The organism is Beduinella massiliensis, from assembly GCF_900199405.1.
In the GTDB taxonomy this organism is placed as follows: domain Bacteria; phylum Bacillota; class Clostridia; order Christensenellales; family Aristaeellaceae; genus Beduinella; species Beduinella massiliensis.
Map to the genome: position 1 here is coordinate 2,269,049 of NZ_LT963430.1, position 18,810 is coordinate 2,287,858.

Annotated in this window: 18 protein-coding genes; 4 read left to right on the top strand and 14 right to left on the bottom strand. The window is 57.4% G+C overall.

The window, feature by feature from the left end; translation table 11 throughout:
* Positions 1–174: 174 nt before the first annotated feature.
* The 4 genes from C1725_RS11070 (at position 175) to lexA (ending at position 4,952) form a co-directional block, all read left to right on the top strand.
* Entirely contained in the window at positions 175–1,434 is a 1,260-nt protein-coding gene (locus tag C1725_RS11070) for an IS110 family RNA-guided transposase (RefSeq protein WP_102411661.1), read from the top strand.
* Positions 1,435–1,811: 377 nt separating this feature from the next.
* Complete coding sequence (locus C1725_RS11075) at positions 1,812–3,182, top strand: MATE family efflux transporter (protein WP_346026593.1); 1,371 nt, start codon at positions 1,812–1,814, stop codon at positions 3,180–3,182.
* Between the two features lie 12 nt (positions 3,183–3,194).
* A complete protein-coding gene (locus C1725_RS11080) occupies positions 3,195–4,220 on the top strand; it encodes a hypothetical protein (protein WP_146009232.1) in 1,026 nt (341 codons plus the stop codon).
* Positions 4,221–4,343: 123 nt separating this feature from the next.
* A complete protein-coding gene (gene lexA / locus C1725_RS11085; RefSeq protein ID WP_102411664.1) occupies positions 4,344–4,952 on the top strand; it encodes a transcriptional repressor LexA in 609 nt (202 codons plus the stop codon).
* A gap of 139 nt (positions 4,953–5,091) precedes the next feature.
* Here the strand turns inward: lexA and C1725_RS11090 are convergent, their stop codons facing one another.
* From C1725_RS11090 to C1725_RS11155, 14 genes are all read right to left on the bottom strand, one after another.
* A complete protein-coding gene (locus tag C1725_RS11090) occupies positions 5,092–5,976 on the bottom strand; it encodes a phosphotransferase (RefSeq protein WP_102411665.1) in 885 nt (294 codons plus the stop codon).
* Complete coding sequence (locus tag C1725_RS11095; RefSeq protein WP_102413322.1) at positions 5,977–6,303, bottom strand: transposase; 327 nt, start codon at positions 6,301–6,303, stop codon at positions 5,977–5,979. It lies immediately after the preceding gene.
* 102 nt (positions 6,304–6,405) lie between these two features.
* Positions 6,406–7,647 carry an insulinase family protein gene (locus tag C1725_RS11100; protein ID WP_102411666.1) on the bottom strand — a complete coding sequence of 414 codons (1,242 nt, stop codon included), beginning with the start codon at positions 7,645–7,647 and terminating at the stop codon, positions 6,406–6,408.
* 173 nt (positions 7,648–7,820) lie between these two features.
* On the bottom strand, positions 7,821–9,983 hold the full coding sequence (locus tag C1725_RS11105) for a polyribonucleotide nucleotidyltransferase (RefSeq protein ID WP_102411667.1): 2,163 nt from the start codon (positions 9,981–9,983) through the stop codon (positions 7,821–7,823).
* A 122-nt stretch (positions 9,984–10,105) separates the two neighbouring features.
* Positions 10,106–10,369, bottom strand: a complete 264-nt coding sequence (gene rpsO, locus C1725_RS11110; protein WP_102411668.1) for a 30S ribosomal protein S15 — start codon at positions 10,367–10,369, stop codon at positions 10,106–10,108.
* A 136-nt stretch (positions 10,370–10,505) separates the two neighbouring features.
* Positions 10,506–11,444, bottom strand: a complete 939-nt coding sequence (locus C1725_RS11115; protein ID WP_346026594.1) for a bifunctional riboflavin kinase/FAD synthetase — start codon at positions 11,442–11,444, stop codon at positions 10,506–10,508.
* 1 nt (position 11,445) lies between these two features.
* The gene (truB, locus tag C1725_RS11120) at positions 11,446–12,327 is read right to left on the bottom strand and encodes a tRNA pseudouridine(55) synthase TruB (protein WP_346026595.1); all 882 of its coding nucleotides are present in this window, start codon (positions 12,325–12,327) and stop codon (positions 11,446–11,448) included.
* Positions 12,328–12,331: 4 nt separating this feature from the next.
* Entirely contained in the window at positions 12,332–13,270 is a 939-nt protein-coding gene (locus tag C1725_RS11125) for a DHH family phosphoesterase (RefSeq protein ID WP_346026596.1), read from the bottom strand.
* A gap of 4 nt (positions 13,271–13,274) precedes the next feature.
* Complete coding sequence (gene rbfA / locus C1725_RS11130) at positions 13,275–13,652, bottom strand: 30S ribosome-binding factor RbfA (protein WP_102411672.1); 378 nt, start codon at positions 13,650–13,652, stop codon at positions 13,275–13,277.
* 25 nt (positions 13,653–13,677) lie between these two features.
* Positions 13,678–16,458: a translation initiation factor IF-2 gene (infB, locus tag C1725_RS11135; RefSeq protein WP_102411673.1), complete on the bottom strand. Its 2,781-nt coding sequence runs from the start codon at positions 16,456–16,458 to the stop codon at positions 13,678–13,680.
* Positions 16,459–16,512: 54 nt separating this feature from the next.
* Positions 16,513–16,827 (bottom strand): ribosomal L7Ae/L30e/S12e/Gadd45 family protein, encoded by a 315-nt coding sequence (locus tag C1725_RS11140; protein WP_102411674.1) that lies wholly within the window; start codon positions 16,825–16,827, stop codon positions 16,513–16,515.
* Entirely contained in the window at positions 16,820–17,068 is a 249-nt protein-coding gene (gene rnpM, locus C1725_RS11145; RefSeq protein ID WP_102411675.1) for an RNase P modulator RnpM, read from the bottom strand. Before rnpM ends, C1725_RS11140 begins: the two co-directional genes overlap by 8 nt.
* Positions 17,069–17,107: 39 nt before the next feature.
* Positions 17,108–18,205, bottom strand: a complete 1,098-nt coding sequence (gene nusA / locus C1725_RS11150) for a transcription termination factor NusA (protein WP_102411676.1) — start codon at positions 18,203–18,205, stop codon at positions 17,108–17,110.
* Positions 18,186–18,698, bottom strand: a complete 513-nt coding sequence (locus C1725_RS11155; RefSeq protein WP_146009233.1) for a ribosome maturation factor RimP — start codon at positions 18,696–18,698, stop codon at positions 18,186–18,188. Before C1725_RS11155 ends, nusA begins: the two co-directional genes overlap by 20 nt.
* Between the last annotated feature and the right edge of the window lie 112 nt (positions 18,699–18,810).

The window sequence follows — 18,810 nt, forward strand, 5'->3', positions numbered from 1 at the left end:
TGGCGGGGCGGTATAGCGGCCACCCCGCATTCTTATATGGTGTCGGTCGTCCGTGAAGGCATCAACGAATGGCGCAAGCAAGTAGCCCGTAAACTTATCTCTTCCGAATCGACTCGATTTTGCAGGACGACCAGTCAATGCGGCCCTTTCCAATTCATCTTGGGAGGTTTGCTTTTGTTCAAGATTCATTGGAATAACTGCTGTGGTCTGGACGTCCACAAAACTTGGATTTACGCCTGTATCGGAACCACTGACGCCAATGGAAGAACCGAATACAAGGAAGCCCGTTTCTCCGCTTTCTCCAGAGCCCTTCAGGATTTGGCAGCTTGGCTTGACCAACATTCCTGCGTTGAGGTCTGTATGGAATCGGCAGGAAAGTACTGGATTCCCGTGTTCAACAGCCTTGAGAACGGCAGACTTGTTACCCTCGCCCATCCCAAGTATACAAAGCCGCAGAAGGGCAACAAGACCGACCGTAAGGACGCCAAGTGGATTTGCAACCTGTTCATGTGCGGCATGATCAAGCCCAGTTTTATCCCTCCTCCTGATATTCGCCAGCTTCGCGATCTTCTGCGCTACCGCGGAAAGCTCACCAACATCCTGACCGGCGAGAAAAACCGAGCACAGAACTGTCTGACCGTCTCCAATCTGAAGCTGGATGATGTGTTCTCGGATGTATTCGGCAAATCGGCAAGGTCGATTACCGAATACATCCTTGAGCATCCGGGTGAGCCCTTTGACGTTGCCCCCTTCGTTGACAAAAGGTGCAAGCATTCTCTTGACGAGATTCAGGCCGCAGTTGACGGCGCAATCTCTCATGAGCAGGCTGTCAAGCTCCGCGAATCCCTTGACCACATGGACGAGCTTGAAAAGCACCGTGCGAAGATTGAAAGCGTGATTCTTTCCTTGACCGAACGCTATTCCCACGCGCTTGATTTGCTTCACTCCGTTCCGGGCTTCTCCGCTAACCCGATGACCGCAATCTCAATCATTGCGGAAATCGGCGCGGATATGTCCGTGTTCCCTTCGGCCAAGCATCTCAGCTCGTGGGCTGGTTGCTGCCCCCGCAACGACCAATCCGGTGGTAAGGTCAGGTCTACACGCATTTCCCGCGCCGGCTCCTACATTAAACCATTACTGGTTCAGGTCGCCAACGCCGTCATTCGCTCTAAAGAACACCCGGAATTTGGGGAACGTTACCGCAGAATCAAAGCCCGTCGTGGGCACAAAAAAGCCATCATTGCCGTGTGCCGTATGCTCCTGACCGCTATCTGGAATATATTGACCAAGCTGGAGCCTTACTCTCCCGATGGCTTCCTTTCTCCCTCTCCTGTGGATAAAGCAAAGGTTCTTACCAAGTCTCAAGCGTTGGAGCTTTTGCGATTGAGGGGCTATGTCATTACAGACGAACCGCCCGTTTTCGCTCACGCTTAGCGCTCCTTCGCTTTCTCTGTCTGGCTGCCTTTTGACAGCCTGTTTGCTGTCCCCTTTGTTATGGCCGTTATCCTTGTGTTTGTTTCAAACTTCTTCTCGCTCGATGACTTTGGTGGGCAGCTAGCTGCCCACCAAGTTCGCACCAACAACAGACCGATGCGCCCTCTCCTTTGGGTTTCGCCTAGAGAGTTCCTTCTTGCTTTCACTCTCCAAGTTGTTTGACAAACCTACAAAAATGCAAATTCTCCGGGTATCTTCATTAAATCACAGTACCCCGAAAGATAACCGTTTCTTAGCTTGACGCCCCTTCTTTCGCATGCTAGAATGCCCATGGTACGATTCTTCGTCAATCAATGCGCGAAAAGAGGATGGGAGCCATGAACAGGCTGCTGACAAGGGATACGAATTACTATCACGACCTATTAAGGCTCGCCATTCCGGTAGCTTTACAAAATCTAATCACCTTTCTGGTCTCTTTTGCCGACAACCTGATGGTCAATACGCTTGGCGACGGCGCGGTATCCGGCGTATACATGGGGTCGCAGATTCAAGTGCTACTGCAGATGTTCACATCCGGCATCGGCGGTGCCGTCATCATTATCGGCGCGCAATATTGGGGAAAACACGACACGCTGCACATTCGCCGCATCGTCGGGATCGGCCTGCGCTTTGCCGCGCTCGTCGGCGCAATTTTGACGGCCGTGTGCGCGCTCTTCCCTACGCAGATCATCCGCGTCTTCACCAGCGACCCGCTCGTCATTGCAGAGGGAGCCGTCTATCTGCGCTGCGTTTGTTTCTCGTTCGTCTTCTTCTGTATCACGCAGGTACTGCTCGCCTCCATGCGTTGCGTTGAGACGGCCAATGTCGGGATGTACGTATCTGCCATCTCGCTCGTCGTGAACGTCTGCCTCAATTACGTGCTCATCTTCGGTAAGTTCGGATTCCCGGCCCTGGGCGTTCGGGGCGCGGCTATCGCCACGCTGATCTGTCGCATCGTCGAAACCTGCGTCGCTCTCTTCTATGTTTTGAGGGTCGATAAAAAGCTCAGCTTCTCGCTGACGGACACCCTAAACGGTGATTCGGAGCTGACCCGCGACTTCATTCGATACGGAACGCCTCTGGTGCTCGGTGAAATCGTCTGGAGCGTCAACATGATGGCCAACAGCATCATTCTGGGCCACTACGGCGCAAGCGTAATTACCGCTGCAAGCGTCGCCAATACCATGAACACGCTCGCTTACGTAGCGATCAACGGCCTCGCGACAGCGATGGGCATCATCACCGGAAAGACCATCGGCGCGGGCAAGACCGAGCTGATGAAGGAATATGCGCGCACGACACAGGTCATCTTCCTCACGCTCGGCTTCGTCATCGGCGCGCTGACCGTATTGATCGCAGGGCCCTTCGTGTCGCTCTACGGCGGCATCAGTGCGGAGGCTGCCGTGCAGTCCACGCTGTTCATCCGGGTGCTTTCCGTCACCCTCATCGGCACCTGCTATCAAATGCCCTGCCTCTTCGGGCTCGTCAAGTCCGGCGGAGACATCAGCTTCGTATTTAAAAACGACACGATTTTCGTCTTTCTCGTCGTACTGCCCAGCGCGATCATCGCTTCTTACCTAGGTGCAGCGCCCTGGGTCGTCTTTGCCTGCCTCAAGTGCGACCAGATTTTAAAGTGCTTTGTCGCAGTCGTCAAGGTTAACAGGTACAACTGGATGAAAAATCTGACGCGCACCACAGCAGCATCGTGAGGGGAGATTCGCATGAATAGGGGCGACGCGGTCTGGGCGGCACGTGAATGGGTGAATCGGGAAGGCGCTGACATGCCCGGGTTTTGTGGAGCCTATCTGTCGGGGTCCGTTCTGGAAACGCCGGATGACGCCGCATGGTCCATCACCTCGGACGTCGACGTGGTCGTCGTGCTGCGCAAACCCTCCCAATCCCTCGGCAAGTTTACGTATCAGGGGGCCCTGTTGGAGGTAACCTGTATCGATCGTGCGGCTTTCGATTCGCTTGAGCACATTTTGACGACGCATTACCTCGCCTATGCGCTGCAGGCGAACGGCATCCTCTCCGACCCCGAGGGGTGGCTTGCGCCTCTGCACAGGGCCGTCGCGGAGCAATTCGCATCTCCGTATTGGATCAGGCGACGCTGCGATGGCTTCATCGCCTCCATCCGAAAAAGTGCCGCAGCCTTTGACCCTTCCGCGCCCTACCCGGAGCGCGTCAACAGTTGGCTTTTCCCCACGGGGATTTCAACCTTTCCCATTATTTCAGCCGGACTGAAAAACTGCACGGTGAAAAAGCGGTATTCACAGGCACGGCGCGTCCTTTCGCAATATCGTTTGGAGGAATTCTGCACGCGCTTGCTCGCTCCGTTGATCGGCGACGCTTTTGACGCGGCTTGTCTGCCTATGCATCTGCGAGAACTCATCGCTACATATGACCTCGCCAGCGCATCCTTCGGTCCATCCAAAGCGTATCGCTTTCGCGCAGACATCACCCCACAGGCTCGAAACATTTCCATCGGCGGTATCGAGGAACTGCTCGCTTCAGGCTACCCGCAGGACGCGGTCTTCTGGATGGGGGCCACGTTTGCGCGGTGTCAGATCATTTTGCACATGGATGACGCGGAAAAGGCTTCCGCGCGGCTGCCAGCCTTTAGGCGTTTCATGGCCGATCTCGGCTTGCGAGACGACGACGATTTTAAACGCCGCTTCGATTCCTTGCTCGCCTTTCTGCCGGACATACAGAAGGTTTGTGAATCCATCCTGCAAACGCGCGCCTGATTTTTCAGGTTTTTCCCTTTTGTACGCAAGATCGCGAACAAACGTTTGATGACGCCTTGCTTTTTCCCTTCCGTATATGATATACTAATTTCAGCTACTATGTACACAAGGTGGTAACGTCTCATGAAGAAACCGCGCGGCGATAATCAGGCAAAAATTCTGGCATTTATTAAAAGCGAAATACAGGAAAAGGGCTATCCCCCGTCCGTTCGGGAAATCTGCGATGCAGTCGGCCTAAAGTCCACCTCGACCGTGCACGGTCATTTGCAGCGTCTGCAAAAAAAAGGGCTCATTCACCGCGATGCCATGAAACCTCGCGCGATGGAGGTTTTGGGAGATCCCTCCTTTAACCGCCAGGAAATGGTACAGATTCCCGTGGTCGGCCGCGTCACGGCAGGCATTCCCATTCTTGCGCAGGAAAATGTCGAGGATCAGTTTACCTTGCCCGCTGATTTTCTGGGCGATGGTGAGCACTTTGTGCTCCGCGTCCGCGGAGAAAGCATGATCAACGCAGGCATTCTGGATGGCGATTATCTGGTCGTTCGCAAGCAGCCCCATGCCAATAACGGTGATATCGTCGTCGCGCTCATCGAGGACGAAGCGACGGTCAAGCGCTATTATAAGGAAAATGGCCATTTTCGTCTTCAGCCGGAGAACGACACGATGGAACCGATCATCGTCGAGGAAATGTCGGTGCTGGGCAAGGTCACTTCGCTTCTTCGCCGCATGTAAGTTCATAAAAAATCGCAGAATGCGCGTGTTCCTGATTGGATTGGAAACGCGCATTTTTTCTTTCCGGCGGAGTGATTGTCATGCTGATTTTTTTCATCTTAAGAAAGACCAGCTATAAAGATTCATAGAAAAATTTCGATTAAGGGCATAATTTTTTCACACAAGACAATATAAAGTCGATTCCAAAATCATCAACCCAATTCTCTGACAGATGAGCGCAGTCTAAGAGCGTGGATATTGCCAAACGCCAAGTAGCAATACGAGAAGCCAATTGTATTGAGCTTTTAGGGAAATCTCTCTTTGAAATTGCGGAGTATGATTTGATAATCTGTGAAGAAAAAGAAGGATTCCATCCACTAAGCACGCTAATAAAACCCAATTCAAAAACCGGGTTACCAATCAATGCTTGTCCAAAGTCAAGAAGTACGACTTTTCCTTTAGATAACAAAACATTATCTTCATTCACATCAAGATGAAGTATTGAAAAAGGAGGGATGTTTATAGAATCTAACGCCTGAACATCCGCTGCTATTATGGCGCGATTGTCTTGAATACGAGTTTTCAGCTCATTTAAACGGGGCGTATGATAGTCGGATAAAGTCTTAATCTTGTTTAGCCTATCAAAATAATAATTTACCGATATATGTTCTACGAAGTCAAAAACATCAGCATTTATAGAGTGAAGGCTATGCAAAGCCATTGCTAATGTTGTAGGGCTATCAGTTATAGATAACGATGGTGAATCGATAAATTCCATTGAAAAAGCTTTGATCTCAGGGTGATATGTGTATGCCTTTGGCACAAAATCAATCATTTGTGAGAGGGTATGAAGCAAGTTGAACTCTTGCAAAATAGAAAATCCAAGCAGAACATACTCTTTACGCATAACTTTTAATGCTTGTTTGAACCCGGTTTTTTTATCTACCAGCACATAAACAATGGCATAGTACCCATCCTCAATTACATTTTCGATGATGTGTTGAGGATATGATATATTTATCCATTCGATAATCGAGGCTGTCAACTAAGCATCCCCCTTCAACCCCTGCTTCTTCGGCGGCGCGGCTTCACACGGCCTGTTCTCTCTGAGAATCGTGAAGATGATGTTGCACATTTTTCTTGCAATTGCGCCAACGGCAGTCAGGTGATGTTTCCCTCTGGATTTTAACGATTGGTAGCAATCGGACGGGATTGAATCACAGAATGCCGCTCGGTTGGCGGCAAGCCAAAGAGTCCGCCGAAGATAAGGCGAGCCACGTTTGGAGATATGCTGTCTCGTGCCTGTAAATTCCCCGGATTGCGTCCCTAATATAAGATAGCGAGCGCCCCTGAACTCCTTTCTGGAAATCAGGGCGCTCGCTGACGGTTAGATACGACGGTTCTGACTCAGGGCTTTCGCCATAGTACCATGGACCTGCACGCTGATCGTCCGCCGCATCCTGGCAGGACACAGTTATTTAAGCTGTAAGGTATCGACCTTGCGGCCGACGGCCGCGGCCGCATAGGGCCCTTCCAACACCTTGCGAGCGATCTCCATGACCTCTTCGCGGGTCACGCTTTCGATCTTCCCAACCACGGTGTCGATCTCATTGGCGTATCCAAGCAGCAGCTTGCTGCGCCCGATCGACGACATGCGGCTCGACGTGCTTTCGAGCCCGAGGATATAGCCGCCTTTGAGCTGGTCGCGCGCCTGTACAAATTCCTTGTCAGTAAAGCCCTCGTCTAAGAAGCGCCTGACCTGATTATGAATTTCGTCTATCACCGCCTGCGCCTGCTCGATAGAAGTACCCGCATAGATCGCGTAAACGCCGCACCCCGGATAAGAAGTCGGGTAGGTATAGACGGAATACGCGGCACCCATCTCCTCGCGGATTTTCTGGAAGAGGCGCGAGGACATGCCGCCGCCCAGGATGTTGTTGAAGACGGATAAGGGATATGCCTCGTCCGTCCCGAGCGGAATCCCCTGATATCCGAAGCAGAGATGTACCTGTTCGATGTCCTTGTTTTTCGTCTCCGCGCGCGCTGCACAGCCGCCGAACGCATCCCTCTGCGGCGCATGGACAGGCTCGCTCCAGTCCCCGAGGAAACGCGCAGCCATCTCCTTTAGCTGCTCCAGGTCATAGCCGCCCGCGACGGCGAGAACGGTGTTGTCGGGCCTGTAATGCCGGCGATGAAAGGAAAGCAGCTGATCACGGGTGACACTCCGTATGACGCTCTCCGGGCCGAGAATCGGCCTGGCGAGCGCATGATCCGCAAAGTACGCCGAGCTCAGGAGCTCGTACACGAGATCCTCCGGCGTGTCCTCTGTCATCGCGATCTCCTCTAGAATCACGCCCCGTTCTTTCTCTAAATCCTCCGGATGAAACGCAGCATGCAGCAGCATGTCGCTGAGCAGGTCGAGCGCCTTCTCGAAGTGCTCGTCGATAACCTTCGCGTAATAACACGTGCATTCTTTGGACGTAAAAGCGTTCATCTGCCCGCCGATCGCGTCCATCTCCTCGGCAATCTGCATGGCGCTGCGGCGCTCCGTCCCCTTAAAGAGCATGTGCTCGATAAAGTGCGAAAGCCCATTTTCCTCCGGCGTCTCCTGCATCGAGCCCGTACCCACCCAAAGGCCGACACTTACCGAGCGAAAATGCGGAATTCTTTCAGCGATCACGCGTAGCCCATTGGGCAGTGTAAACTCGTCGTACATGTCCTAAACTCCTTTCATCTCCCAGACACGGAAGCCCCCTGTCGGGAGATCTACGCCCGGCAATGCCGCATGCGCGCTGCGGCATGTAGCCGAATGATACCTTCTTTAGCATTTCCCGGTTCGGCGCAAGCATACGAAAAAAAGGATGCGGCATCGCCGCACCCCGGATTGTTTTAGTCCTTGAACCCGCCCGAATGTTCGCGGCGCGGCGGGCGGCGGTCACCAACCGGTCCACGGCGCACAGGCTCGTTGTGCTCATACACGATATCGTTGCGGACGAGGTTGATGCGGCCCTGAGAATCGATCTCTGCGACCTTGACTTCGAGCTCATCTCCGACCTTTACGACGTCCTCGCACTTCTCCACACGCCCATTGGCCAGCTTGGAGATATGCACCATGCCGTCCTTGCCGGGCAGCAGCTCAACGAACACGCCGAAGTTCATGATGCGTACAACCTTGCCGGTGTACACGTCGCCGACTTCGACGTCCTTGGCAATGCCCTCGATGATACGGCGTGCCTTGGCAGCGGCCTCCTCATCCGGCGTGGAAATGAACACGCGTCCGTCGTCCTCGATGTCGATCTTGACGCCGGTTTCCGCGATGATCTTGTTGATCATCTTTCCACCCGGCCCGATGACCTCGCGGATCTTTTCAGGGTTAATCGTAAAGCGGATGATCTTAGGCGCGTACTGAGACAGATTCTCGCGCGGCTGCGGCAGCACTTCCAGCATCTTGCCCAGGATGTGCAGTCTGGCTTCCAGCGCCTGCGAGAGCGCCTGACGGAGGATCGGCTCGTCAATGCCCTTGATCTTGATGTCCATCTGAATCGCGGTGATGCCGTTCATCGTGCCCGCGACCTTGAAATCCATGTCGCCCAGGAAGTCCTCCAGGCCCTGAATGTCGGTCAGAACCGCCACCTTACCCGTCTCCGCATCCTTAATGAGACCCATGGCAGCACCGGCGACCGGCGCCTTGATCGGTACGCCAGCGTCCATCAACGCAAGCGTAGAGCCGCACACAGAGGCCTGAGAGGTCGATCCATTGGAAGAGAGCACCTCGCTCACGAGGCGGAGCGCATACGGGAAATCCTCCTCAGAGGGAATCACCGGCTCCAGCGCGCGCTCGGCCAGCGCGCCGTGACCGATCTCGCGGCGGCCTGGGCCGCGCAGGCGGCCAGCCTCGCCCGTCGAATACGGCGGGAAATTGTAATGGTGCATGTAGCGCTTGGTATCCTCGTTGCTGAGGCCATCCAGCGTTTGCGCGTCGCCCATGGCGCCCAGCGTCGCTACGGTCATGACCTGCGTTTCGCCGCGGGTGAACACGGCAGAGCCGTGCGGGCGCGGCAGCACGCTCGTCTCGCACCAGATCGGGCGTACCTCGTGCAGGTTGCGGCCGTCCGGACGGACACCCTGCTCGAGGATCTTCTTGCGCATGATCTCTTTATTCAGATAGTAAAGCGCATCGTCGATTTCACCGGCGCGGCCCTCAAACTGTTCCGCAAAGTGCGCCTGCACCTCGGCCTTGACCGCATCCTCGCGATCCTGGCGCTCGTGCCGGTCAAAGCACTCGAAGATCCACTCGCACTTTTCATACGCATACTCGCGCACAGCGGCCTTCACATCCTCGCCGGTGGTGACGATCGGGAATTCCGCCTTCGGCTTTCCGATCTCCGCGACGATCTGCTCCTGGAAGGCGACGAGCTGCTTGATGTGCTCGTGCGCAAACAGGATCGCGGAAAGCATGACCTCTTCGCTGACTTCCTTTGCGCCCGCCTCGACCATCATGACGGCGTCCTTCGTGCCGGCCACGACCAGGTGCAGGTCGGACTCCGCCCGCTGCGCCTCCGTCGGGGAAAGAACCAGTTCGCCGTTCACGCGCCCCACCATGACGGAGCCGGTCGGCCCGCCAAAGGGGATGTCGGAGACCGACAACGCCGCAGACGAACCGATCATCGCCGGAATTTCCGGCGGCACATCCGGGTCGACGGACAGCACGGTCGCGACCACCTGTACGTCGTTGCGCATACCCTTGTTGAAGAGCGGACGGATCGGGCGGTCGATCAGGCGGCTGGTCAGAATCGCCTTTTCCGTCGGGCGCCCTTCACGCTTGATGAAGCCGCCGGGGATCTTGCCCACCGCGTACTGCTTTTCTTCAAAATCCACGCTCAGCGGGAAAAAATCCATGCCCTCGCGCGGCTTGGCCGAAGCCGTCGCCGCAACGAGCACGACCGTATCCCCGTAGCGCACCAGCACAGAACCGTTCGCCAGGCCGGCGTACTTGCCGAAATCAAGCGACAGCTTGCGCCTGGCCAGCTCTGTTTCAAATACCTTATGCATGAGAGGCCTCCCTATTCTTGATCCGTTTTCTTTCTTCATGTTGAAAAAGCCGTCGTTTGGAGGGGAACCCCCAAACGAACGGCCCTTCATCTGGGGCATGGCGTGGCTTTCGCCCCACAGATTTACTTGCGCAGATTCAGGCGCGCGATCAGCGCACGGTAGCGCTCGATATCCGTCTGCTTCAGGTACGCCAGCAAACCACGACGCTGACCGACCATGAGCAGCAGGCCGCGGCGGGAGTGATGGTCCTTCTTGTGATCCGCCAAATGCTCGTTCAGGTGATTGATGCGCTCGGTCAGCAGCGCAACCTGAACCTCAGGAGAACCGGTATCCCCCTCATGACGGGCATATTCCTTGATAATCTCGTTCTTGCGTTCCTTGTCCATTTGAAGCACCTCCATTTATGTTCGGGCATCGCCGCAAGCATGGTAGGACGTCGGAGATTCGACCAACCGCGCATACGGTTCAAAAGACCCGTTGTTTATTTTACCATGTCCAAACCTTTTTGTAAATACACCGTCTCTATTTATTTTGCGGCTTCTTGCGTTCCTCAAAGAACTGCACCGTCGCTTCAAGGTCCAGCCCCATCTGCTCTTTAAGCGCATCCAGCGACGCAAAACGCTGCTCAGGCCTGCGGTAGCGCCAAAGCTCTACGCGCAAATGCTTACCATATAAATCGCCGTCAAAATCAACCAGATACGCCTCAATGCTGGGCGGTCCGCCCGGCGCGGTCGGATGGGTGCCGATGTTCAGCATCGCCTCATACGCGTCCCCTTCCATCCACACGCGCGAAAAATACACGCCCTTGGGCGGTATCGCTTTGTTCTTCGGCCAGGCAAGGTTGGCGGTCGGAAAGCCAAGCTTGCGGCCCAGCTGTTTGCCGCGAACCACCTCACCGCAAAGGCTGTACGGCCTGCCGAGCAGCCTGGTAGCCTCCCCCATGCGCCCCTGCTGCAAGAGCTCGCGAATGCGTGTGGAGGATACCGTCTCCCCGTCCCGAACGACCGCCCCGACGACATGCGTTTCAAAGCCATAGCGGCGCCCCAGCTCTGTAAGCAGCTGCGGCGTCCCGGCGCCTTTCAGTCCGAACGTATAATTAAAGCCCACCACGATATGGCGCGGATGGAGGCTCTGCGCGAGCGTCTGAACAAACGCTTCCGGCGAAAGCGCCGCAAACGCCGCGTCGAAAGGACGCATGATAAGCGCGTCCGGCCGGTATCCGCTGATCGCCGCGATCTTTTCAGCCCGTGTCGTCAGCATCGGCGGTACGCGGTCCGGTGCGATGATTGAAAGCGGATGCGTGGAAAACGTCTGAATGACGCTCTTTAGGTCGTGTAGCGCCGCCAGATGATTGGCCGTTCGAATGAGCTGCGCATGCCCGATATGCACTCCGTCGAACATGCCGAGCGCAACGACCGTCTCCGGACCTTGCCAATACGTCTCGTGCGTTAAAAGCTTCATGCTATCTCTCCAGTAACATTGCGTCAAACTTAAATACCCGGCCGTCATATCTGCCGACCCCGGCGAACGCCCCCGCCAGATATGCGCGCAGCGGCGTGTCTGCGGATAAATCCCCCTGCAGCTGATACGCACGGAGTGCATTCCCATTTTGGCAAAAAGACGCGGCTTCCGGCGTGACCTCGACGCGCGGAATATGCGCAAGCGGTGCGTCCATGGGCAAAAGAAACGGCTGCAAATCCTCCGCCGCTTCGATTTCCTCTACCGTATGCGCACCCCTGACGTCAAAGACGCCCGTCCGCTCTCGCAGCAGGTAGCCCATGTGCGCGCCGCATCCAAGCGCTTTGCCGATATCGCTGCAAAGGGTTCTGATGTACGTCCCCCTGCCGCAGCGCACGCGCAAAAGAAACGATCCGTCCTGCAGGCGCTCCAGCACTTCGATCTCATGAATCTGCGCAGGCCGAGCGGCGATTTCCACGCTTTGACCGGCGCGCGCCATGTCGCACAGCTTCCGGCCGTCCACCTTCAGCGCCGAATACATCGGCGGGGTCTGCAAAATCGTGCCCAGAAAATCTGGCAGCACGTTCTTGAGCTGCGCCGCAGAAATTCGTTTTTCCGACCGGCTGAGCACCTTTCCGTAGGCGTCCTGTGTGTCGGTCTCGATCCCCGTCTTCAGCTGCGCAATATATATCTTTTCCTTCTCGACCAGGTAATCAAAAAGCCGCGTGGCTTTGCCGACCATCACCGGCAGCACGCCGCAGGCCTCCGGATCCAGCGTTCCGGCATGTCCCACCTTCGTACCGCGCGGAAGGCGTCTTCGCACGAGGACGACCGCGTCGCTTGAGGTCATACCCGGCGGTTTGAGAACGCAAAGAAATCCGTTCACAGCCTCACCCCACGTCGATCGCAGACAGCATCGCCGCGACCGCAGACTCCATCGAACCGGCAATCGTGCAGCCCGCCGCCAGAATATGGCCGCCGCCGCCAAACCCCTTGCAGATCTTCGCTACGTCGTACGGCGGCTTGCTGCGCAGGGAGAACTTGATCCCATCTGCCTTTTCACGCGCTAAAAAGGCAACCTGCACGCCCTGCGTCTCGATGGCGAAGCTGATGATCCCCTCGCTCATGTCTTCGCTCGCTTCGCAGCGCGCAAAGTCGGCCGCGCACAGCGTCATATAGGCGATACGGCCTCCCCGTTCAAACTTGAGCGAACCCAGCGCACAGGCCATGAGCTCGGTCTTCGCGCGCGGCTTTTGTCGGTAGAGCCGTTCTGTGAGGACCGCCACGTCGATCCCGGTCTCCACGCACTCAGCCGCAGCGCGCATCGCCTGTGCGTTCGTGTTTGCGAACTGGAAATGGCCGGTATCCGTGGATAGAGCCACAAATAGGCACCGTGCGATCTCCCGGGTAAGCGGAACGTTCAGCGCATGGATCATGAGAAGCGCCATCGCACCCGTCGCGGAAGCCTCCGCGTCGACCCAGTTCTCCTGTCCAAAGTGCGTATTAGTCCCATGGTGATCGATCAGAAGCCTTTGAGGAACGCTAAAAAAGAGCGGCTCGCATCTTCCCATACGTCCCTCGTCCGATACGTCCACCGCCATTGCGAGGTCGTACGTCGTTTCACGCACCGCTTCCGGGCGCAGCACTTTTTCCGCCCCGGGCAGGTGCATGTAAAGCCTCGGAACTGGGTCCTCGCACACCACGTCCGCCGTCTTTTCAAGGGATGAAAAAGCCAGACGCAGCGCGAGCGCCGAGCCCAGCGTATCACCGTCCGGCGATACGTGGGCAATCAGCAGGATGCGCTGTGCCTGTCTCAGCTGTTGCAACATTTTTTCAGGAATCGGCATCTTCCGTCCCCTTTTCCTCTGCAATGACATGATCGATCAGGCTGGCAATATGCACGCCGTATTCGATGTTTGTGTCGAGCTCAAAGAGCAGCTCCGGCGTATATCGAATCTGGATGCGCTTTCCGATTCCGCGGCGTACAAAGCCTGCCGCCTTCTTGAGCGCAGCCATCATGGGCGCACGGTTTTCCGGCTCCATGATGCTGACATACACCTTGGCATAGCGCAGGTCGCGCGTCACATCCACGTGCGTGATGCTGAACGTACCCGCGATGCGCGGGTCGTTCAGATCTTCACGTATGATGTGGTCGATTTCCCTGCGCATCTCTTCCGCGATGCGATCCGTCCGTTCAAACTGAAATGGCATGGTCTCTCCTCATTTCGCAGAAGGCTCAGCGAGCGACTTCCTCCATGACGAAGCACTCGATGACGTCGCCTTCCTTGATGTCGTTGAACTTCTCCAGGCTGATACCGCATTCATAGCCGGAGGCGACTTCCTTGGCGTCATCCTTGAAGCGCTTCAGGGAATCCAGCTTGCCTTCGAAGACGACGACGTTGTCGCGCAGTAGGCGTACGGACGCGTTGCGCTGTACCTTGCCGTCGGTGACGTAGCTGCCCGCCACGGTGCCGACGCCCGTCACCTTGAACACGGTGCGCACTTCCGCATGGCCCAATATATTCTCCTTGAATTCCGGCGCCAGCATACCCTTCATTGCCTTTTCGACGTCCTCGATCGCCTGGTAAATAATGCGATAGAAGCGAATGTCGATGTCGTCGCGCGCCGCCGCTGCGGTCGCTTTAGCGTCTGCGCGCACGTTAAAGCCAATGATGATCGCGTTGTCGATATTGGCCAGCATGACATCGTTCTCGGTGATCGCGCCCACGCCACTGTGGATCGTGCGCACGCGCACCTCCTCATTGGAGAGCTTTTCAAGCGACTGCTTGACGGCCTCCACCGAGCCCTGAACGTCCGCCTTGATGATGATGTTGAGGTCCTTGACGTTGCCCGCCGCGATCTGAGAATACAGTTCGTCCAGCGTAACGCGCGCGGACTTCTTGACCATTTCGGCCTTCTGCTTGGCGCGGCGCTCCTCCACAACCTGACGGGAAAGACGCTCGTCGACCGCGCTGATTTCGTCACCGGCCTCCGGCACGTCGCCAAAGCCCGTGACCTCCACCGGCGTGGACGGTCCCGCGCTCTTCACGCGCTCGCCGCGCGAATTGACCATCGCGCGGATACGGCCGAACGCCATGCCCGCAACCACCGTGTCGCCCGTATGCAGCGTACCATTCTGCACCAGCACCGTCGCGACCGGGCCGCGCGCCTTGTCCAGACGCGCCTCGATGATGACGCCTCGCGCCATACGATCCGGGTTCGCGCGCAGCTCCTGCACGTCCGCCAGCAACAGGATGTTCTCCAGCAAATCCTCAATGCCCTCGCCCGTGTGTGCGGAAACGGGGACCATGATGGTGTCGCCGCCCCACTCTTCGGAAACGATCTCATAACGCGTCAGGTCTTCCTTGACCTTCTCGATGTTCGCGCCGGGCTTATCGATCTTGTTGATCGCCACGATCAGCGGCACGTTCGCCGCCTTCGCGTGGTTGATGGACTCGATCGTCTGCGGCATGACGCCATCGTCCGCCGCGACGACCAGCACGGCGATATCCGTCGCCTGGGTGCCGCGGGCACGCATCGAAGTAAACGCCTCGTGGCCCGGGGTATCCAGGAAGGTAATCGTACGGCCCTTGCACTGCGCGGTGTACGCGCCGATGTGCTGAGTGATGCCGCCCGCTTCGCCCGCCGTCACATGCGCCTTGCGGATGTAGTCGAGCAGCGAGGTCTTGCCGTGATCGACGTGGCCCATGATGGTGACGACCGGCGGACGCGGCAGAAGATCCTTCTCGTCGTCCTCGATCTCGACGTTCTCGGTGAGCACGTCCTCCGCTGTCTTTTCGATCTTCTTTTCGAGCTCGATGCCGAACTCGGAACAGACCAGCTGCGCCGTGTCGTAATCCAGCTCCTGGTTGATCGTGGCCATGATGCCCAGCAGCAGCAGCTTCTTGATGATTTCGCCCGCGGGCTTGCCGATGCGCTCGGTCAGGTCCTTGACCGTGATCGTCTCGGCGGTCATGTATGCCTTTTCGATCTTGATCGGCGCCATCAGCTGCTGCGCGGACTGCACCTTGCGCTTCCTGCGTCCGCCGCGCACGACATCGTCGTCCATGCCGATGCCGTTCTCGCGCACCATCTGCTTGCGGTTGCGCGCCACGCGCTCCGGGTCATGCTGGCGCTGATAAAGCTTCTTGTTCGGGTCGTAATTGGAAACGCGCTCCTTCTCGACCGTCGGGGCCAGCTCCGGCCCCTTGCTGCGGCCCATGCCGGGACGCGGGCCCATCGGACGCCCAGCGGCCTGACCGCCCATGGGGCGCGCGCCGCCCTGCGGCTGCTGGCCGTAAGGACGCGGGCCCTGGCCCTGACCTCCAAACGGACGCGGTGCTCCCTGCCCCTGCGGGCGAGGTCCCTGGCCTCCGAACGGACGCGCAGGCCCCCCCTGCGGCGACTGACCGTAGGGCCGGGCTGGGCCGCCCTGCGGCGACTGACCGTACGGACGGGCCGGACCGCCCTGCGGCGATTGGCCGTACGGACGCTGCGGAGCGGGACGGTTCATGCTGCCCTGCTGCTGCATGGGCGCGCCGGGGCGCGGCCCCTGCTGAACGGGGCGCGGCTGCTGCGGGCGAACGCCCTGCTGCTGCGCCGCGGGACGTACAGGCGTACCGGCCGGCGCTGCGGGCGCCTTTGCAGCGGGCTGCGCCGGGCGCGCCTCCTCGACGGCCGAAGCCGCCTGCGCGGGCTTGCTTTCTTCCTTCGGCGCCTCTGAAGCCGGTTTTTCGGCTGCGGGCGTTTCTTTCTTGGGCGCGGGTTCTGGCGCAGCGACCTCTTCCGCATCCGGCATCGTCCATGCCTTGCTTTGCGCGCTCAGAATCTGGCGCTGCTGCTCTTTCAGCTGCTGCTCCTTGATTTCCTCTTCCTTCTGAACGAACGAAGCCTCTACCTTTTTGAGCGATTGAAGCAAGTCCTGCGCATTACGACGAACGCGCGTGACATCTTCGAGCAGCTTGCCAGCGCCCTGACTCAGTTCTTTTGTAGCTTCTTGCACCTTGACTTTGGACATTCGGCCCTTGCACCCCCGCTTATAAGCGATTCAATTTAGTAATCTTATTGACATCTATATGTTAGAATCCGGCCGCAATAACCTTTGCAGTTGCTGCGCCAGAGAACCTGGTTTAACCGCCGCAATCTTGCGGCCGGACTTGCCTATGCTTTCGGACAACCTTCCGCTCTCCAGAAGGTAGAGCGGCACGCCGCGATACCTGCAGGCATCGCCCATCGCTTTTTGAGTCCCCGCCGACGCGTCTTCATCGATCAGCACCAGCGCAGCCTCGCCCTTTTTCAGCGCGATTTCGCACGTGGATTCCCCCGAAACGACGTAACCCGCGCGGCTTGCGAGCCCCAAAAGGCCCCATACCTTTGGATCAGTCATGTGCTTCCACCTGCTCCATCAGCTGAGCGTAGACCGCCTCGCCCACCGGCATTTCCAGCGCGCGTTCAAGCTGGCGCTGCTTTACGGCCCGCGTGAGGCATTCCTTACTCGGGCACACATAAGCGCCGCGCCCCGGCGCCTTGCCGATCCGATCAAAAGCGATCGCGCCTTCCGGCGATTTCACGATGCGCAGCAGCTCCCGCTTGGGCTTCATTTCGCGGCAGCCCACGCACATGCGCATGGGAACCTTACGTGGCTTGAGCAACCCCTACACCCCTCTTTATTCGGCGTCCTCGGCCTGCGCAACTTCTGCCGCGGCCTCTTCAGCTATCTCCTCTGCCTGGGACTGGCTCTTGATGTCGATCTTCCAGCCGGTCAGCTTCGCCGCAAGGCGGGCGTTCTGCCCCTCTTTGCCGATGGCCAGCGAAAGCTGGTTGTCCGGCACGATGACGCGGCAGGCCTTATCCTTCTCGGAAACAAAGACGTTGATGACCCTCGCGGGGTTGAGCGCGTTGGCGATGAATTCCGCCGGGTCGCCGGACCACTTGATGATGTCGATCTTCTCGTTCTTGAGTTCGGTGACCACTCGATCCACGCGCGCGCCGCGCGGGCCCACACAGGAACCCACCGCGTCCACCAGCGGATCGGAGGAAAATACCGCCATCTTCGTGCGGGAGCCCGCCTCACGCGCGATCGACTTAATCTGTACGATGCCGGATTGAATCTCCGGCACCTCCAGTTCAAACAGGCGCTTGACGAGGCCCGGATGCGTGCGCGACACGAGCACTTGCGGCCCTTTTGCGGAGCGCTGCACTTCCAACACGTAAACCTTCAGGCGGTCGCCCAGGTTGTATTCCTCGCCCGGCATGTGATGACCGGGATCGATGATGCCCTCGGTCTTTCCCAGCTCTACGAATACGTTTTTGCCTTCCACGCGCTGCACGATCGCGGTCAGAATCTCGTTTTCCTTCTCGATGTATTCGTCGTAGATGATGCCTCGCTCCGCTTCGCGGATGCGCTGCACGATGACCTGCTTGGCCGTCTGCGCGGCCACGCGGCCGAAATCGCGCGGCGTGACCTCGATTTCGACGATGTCGCCCTCCTCATAGCTGGGCTGAATCGCGCGCGCCGCGCTGAGGGAAATCTCCATCGCGTCGTCCGTGACCTCGTCCACGACGACCTTGCGCGCAAATACCTGCACGGTTCCGTCCTCGCGGTCCAGATTCACGCGCACGTTCGGCATGCCGGCCGTCGCCTTTTTCAGGTTCTTTTTATAGGCGGACTTGAGCGCCTCTTCGATCGCGCTGAACAGCACTTCCTTGCTGATGGATTTCTCCTTGGCCAGCGCGCCGATCGCTTCAATGACTTCCCGATTCATCGCTTTCAGCTCCCTCTATTTCCAGGTCTTCAAAATCAACATCCTCAAAATGCAGCACAGGCACGACCCTGGAGGCGCTCTTTTGCGCAAAGCGCGCCTGTCCCTCCGAGGTGTCAAGCACGATCTCGCCGTCGATCAGGCCGACGAGCGTGCCTTCAAAAACCTTTTTTTTATCGACGGGTTTGTACAAATGGACCTGCACGTCCTGACCGATGTGCGCGTCAAAATCCCGCTGTTTTTTCAGCGGGCGGTCGAGCCCCGGCGAGCACACCTCCAGGAAGTCGTAATCCACGCGCTCCACCTGGGGCTGAATCGCCCGGTGGAAGGCCTCACAATCATCCAGCGTTATACCGCCGGGCTTGTCAATGTATATGCGCAGGTATCTGCCGGCGCCTTCCTTGGCAAGCTCGACGTCTACCAACTCAAAATGCATTTCACCTGCCAGCTTTTCACAGGCCGGCATGGCCACGGTGACGATATCGCTTTGCGCCATGTACACACTCCTAAACCTTTTAAACGGATAAACAATAGGAAAGAGTGGGATGTCAAGCCCACTCTTTCACGCATGCCGACATTCGCGGCACTACAGTCTCACTATCCTACCC